We start from the raw sequence: 3,588 nt of genomic DNA, 5'->3' as shown, positions 1-3,588 counted from the left end.
GCCTCGGCCTTCTTCACCCAGTGCCGCAGGGCCTCGGGATGAATCCCGAGAAGATCTCCGACCTCCCGGATGATCCCCGACCGCCCCGGAGACTGCCCCTGCTTCTCAGCGACCATCCGCACGGCCCGCTCGATCAGCTCCGCTGGGTACTTCCTCTGCGCCGGCATGAGCGCATCCTTCCAAGGCTCAGCGCTCTGCACCGAACCCGGAGCGATTCATTATCGCTCGGCAAGCATGGCCCCCTACGGCTAGCCACTGTGGTCTCGAAGCCCGCCGCATCGGCGATGCCTAGCTCGACACCACTCACGATCCACGACGTCGGCGCCGAGAGCTTGCGACCGATCAGGGTCCGGATGCGGCCCGTGACATGGCCGATGAGAGCCGCCCTGGCCTTGGACACGAACTTGGCCACAGTGGTGAGCTGGTGCCCAACGCAGGGAGGCACCACCTGAAGCACACATATCCCAAAGTGCGACGCCAAAGTTCAATAGAAAGATGGGTATCGCCTGCGAGAATGCTACTCGCGCGGAGTGAGATCGTGGACGCACAGCTTTCTGCCCGGATAGCTGATCGTCCAGCCCGACTGCCCTAGGGGAGTTCTCACGATCGCAAAGGAAACCCTGTCATCCCCCACCGGGGGAGCAGGGTTTCCCCGGTTCTGCACAGCGGGTGGTGACGCGACATTTCACTGGCCGGCTGGACTGCTGCCGTGACCAACAAGAGTCTGGGCCTCGACCTGCGGACTCCCACGAAACATAGATTAGAATCTGGACCACTGCGTTGAGTGCGAGTCTTGACCAAATCTCGCGTTACACCAGCGTCATCCGTTGATCGATTTTCTGCAGGCAGAACTATGTCCGTCCTGAGGAATACGACGTAGGGCATACATCCTACGTTCCCCCGGCAGATTCCCGAACCAACAGGAGACCACGTGCCTCCCCATCCCGAACCCCGGGAACCCGAAGAATTCGAGGGGGCATCGCCCCGATTTTCGGATACTTTCGCCCGAGACCCAGCCCTGCACCGACGGTGGATGCTCTCGGATCGAAAGGCATTGAACGTGGTGGTCGCCACGTCTACGGTCGTGGGATGCACCATATTGATTGTTCCCGTACTCGCGCAGCTCGGGGTATTTCCCGGGCCAAGCGTCGACGGCAACGCGGTTGCAGCGGTCGCTTCCACTGCCCCCGCAACACGAGTTTCACCTCCCTCGCCCGGCACACAAGAGACCACCACAACGCCTAGCCGGGTGCCGAAGCTCTCGCCTGACACGAGGTCACGAGGGCAAGATGACGGCGCTTCAGTGAAGGTAATCGGAGGAGAGGAGAACGCCGACCGGTCAATTGGGAGTACTAACAGCGAGAGTGTCGGCGGCCGCAACGTTGCCGATGGTAGTGGCCGCAGCAATGGCGGAACCCCGTCCTCAGGCAGCAGGATTGATTCAGGATCGAAGACGACTTCGCAAGCGAGCGGTGCGACAGCGCGGCCCACGCCCGGTCCCACAAAGCAGCAGGTCGTCACCGTTCCTGGCATCAGGATCCGCGGCCATCAGAGCAACCGTTGCATCACCGTCACCGGTGCGCAAGACGGCGTCGGGCACGACGGGAGGCGATTGGAGATCCGCGACTGCGACGGCCACGCCTGGCAGAAATGGGACTTCCGCTCTGACGGCACCGTGCGTGCGCTCGGCATGTGTATGGACTTGGCGGGAGCAGGGACCGGCAACGGCACGCCCATTCAGCTCGCCAGGTGCAACGGTAGCTGGGCCCAGCAGATCAGCCTCAACTCTGCGTATGACCTGGTGAACCACCATGCGGACAAGTGCATTGACGTCGTCGACAAGGGCACCGCAAACGGCAGCAAGCTCCAGTTGTGGACCTGCTATGGCACCAGCAACCAAAAGTGGTCAAAATACTGAGATTCACAGGCACCTTTGACCGCTCGCGTGTACTGCCAGAACGACGAACAGACGGGCCTCGAATGATGGCCCCAGTCCTGGCTCCGCCTGGTACCCAGGCGGAGCCAGGACATAATTTTCGGCGAACAAGCGGCGGACGGTTTCCTTGCCGGCGGCAAGTCGTGGAGCGGCTGGTGTCGAATAGGTGCACATTTCGCTGGGGCAGCCATCATCGTGTGATGTGGGTGGGGCGGCTCGGGGAGCTACGGCACGTCGCATGCACGGGTTGAGTCATTGACAGCGGTGCGTGGTTCGAAGCTGTGACCAGTGACGCTTTCCGACAGAGCTTCCGTATCCAGTAGAGCTTGTGAGAATACATATAGGTGTGGCGCAGGCGCAGTCCCTGCGATCCCGCCCAATTTGGACATATGATGCCATTCCGCAAATTTCGTTGGTTCTCGAATTGGCACGCCCTTGATCACTTCCGGGAGTCCACGTGCGAGGCGGCGGACTCTTCAGAGGCGATGTCAGATTTGAGGCCAAATTGAGGTAATGAAGATCGTGGATTGCATATAATTCGGGGAAGCATGTTCGGTCTATGAGAGAGAAGGACGACGTGTCCTCGGCTCCTGTCATTTCGCCCCCGCATTTCCTTATCGACTTCCCGGTCATAGTTCCGTGTTCAGCGCGCCCATACCTGTTCCACCCGCCAGGCGATGCTTTTAGCAATAGCAACTCTCCGGGGCGAACTAGAATTTCGGAAGCACGCGCCTTGTGCGCAACTTGTCCAGTGCGAATTTCCTGTCGCGATTGGGCCAGGGAAACCGGTGAGTTCGGTATTTGGGGCGGCGAGACTGACGCCGAAAGGGCCAATGCCGGGTATGCCCGCCGCGTTCACGGCGTGAGTGGCCAAAGAGCTCAGCACCCCTAATCCGAGGCCCCGTTTTCATGACGCCAACGATTCGGCATCGATTCCGAGATCGAAGACATATGCCGCGAATAGACACAATATTTCATGGTTGTCTACGGAATAATTAGTCGAGTCCACGGCCGGTAGAGACGCCGGCGTATGGTCCCGGTGCCAGATCGCCGTGGTCGAGGACAAGTGCGGGGCGTGGCTGCACGCTGGTGAGAAGGGAACCGACTTCGAACGCGGCGCCACAGCCACCTCCAGGAACCTTGACGGCTCTCACGGGCATAGGCCACCGAAGAAGCGCTGCGCCGCCCAGTGCTCTCCGCGCCGGCTTGTGCGCCCACGCAACCGGGTTGGTATCGGCGGGTATCGTCGGCGTCACAAAGGTCTCACGCAGCAATTACTGGCCGCCTTGGTGCCGGAGATCTCTGTGCCTACGCCCACCCCCGACCTCACGCATCCCGGACGGACGGTGGTCCATACCACTCTCCGCTCGACGGTAACGAGGCGCAGGTCCCGATACTCCCTGGTGTCCCACCGTTGCTGCCCAGCAGGAAGGAAGTCGCTGTCGACCCTTTCGGCACCAGCGGCGGCGATATGGACGGGGTCAATGCCGAGGCTGATCGAGCCTCCCCCTTCCGGAGTCGCTGGTCAGGTGGCTACGGCTGGCAGTTGAGGTGGTTGCGTCCTTGGAAGTGGTGTAGCGGGTTGGACCTGATGCGGGGGTTTGCTCCGGCGTCTGGGTTGGTGCCCGCATAGACAAACGGCCACCGGCTGA

Annotated in this window: 3 protein-coding genes; 2 read left to right on the top strand and 1 reads right to left on the bottom strand. The window is 61.2% G+C overall.

Going from position 1 to position 3,588, the window contains the following annotated elements; translation table 11 throughout:
* A partial coding sequence (locus PV350_RS45605; RefSeq protein WP_500339194.1) for a transposase occupies positions 1-167 on the bottom strand: 167 nt, incomplete at its 3' end.
* Between the two features lie 1,136 nt (positions 168-1,303).
* Between PV350_RS45605 and PV350_RS45600 the strand changes: the two genes are divergently transcribed.
* A complete protein-coding gene (locus PV350_RS45600; RefSeq protein WP_500339193.1) occupies positions 1,304-1,918 on the top strand; it encodes a ricin-type beta-trefoil lectin domain protein in 615 nt (204 codons plus the stop codon).
* Positions 1,919-2,495: 577 nt separating this feature from the next.
* Positions 2,496-2,828, top strand: coding sequence for a WhiB family transcriptional regulator (locus PV350_RS45595; RefSeq protein WP_500339192.1), 333 nt, complete (start codon positions 2,496-2,498; stop codon positions 2,826-2,828).
* The last annotated feature ends 760 nt before the right edge of the window (positions 2,829-3,588 follow it).

This window comes from Streptomyces sp. PA03-6a (genome assembly GCF_033792765.1).
GTDB lineage: Bacteria > Actinomycetota > Actinomycetes > Streptomycetales > Streptomycetaceae > Actinacidiphila.
This window is presented reverse-complemented; position numbering and strand designations above follow the sequence as displayed.

Excerpts from the sequence above, each read along its gene's own strand:
- PV350_RS45595 (WP_500339192.1), top strand. The coding sequence starts at position 2,496 with ATGAGAGAGAAGGACGACGTGTCCTCGGCTCCTGTCATTTCGCCCCCG.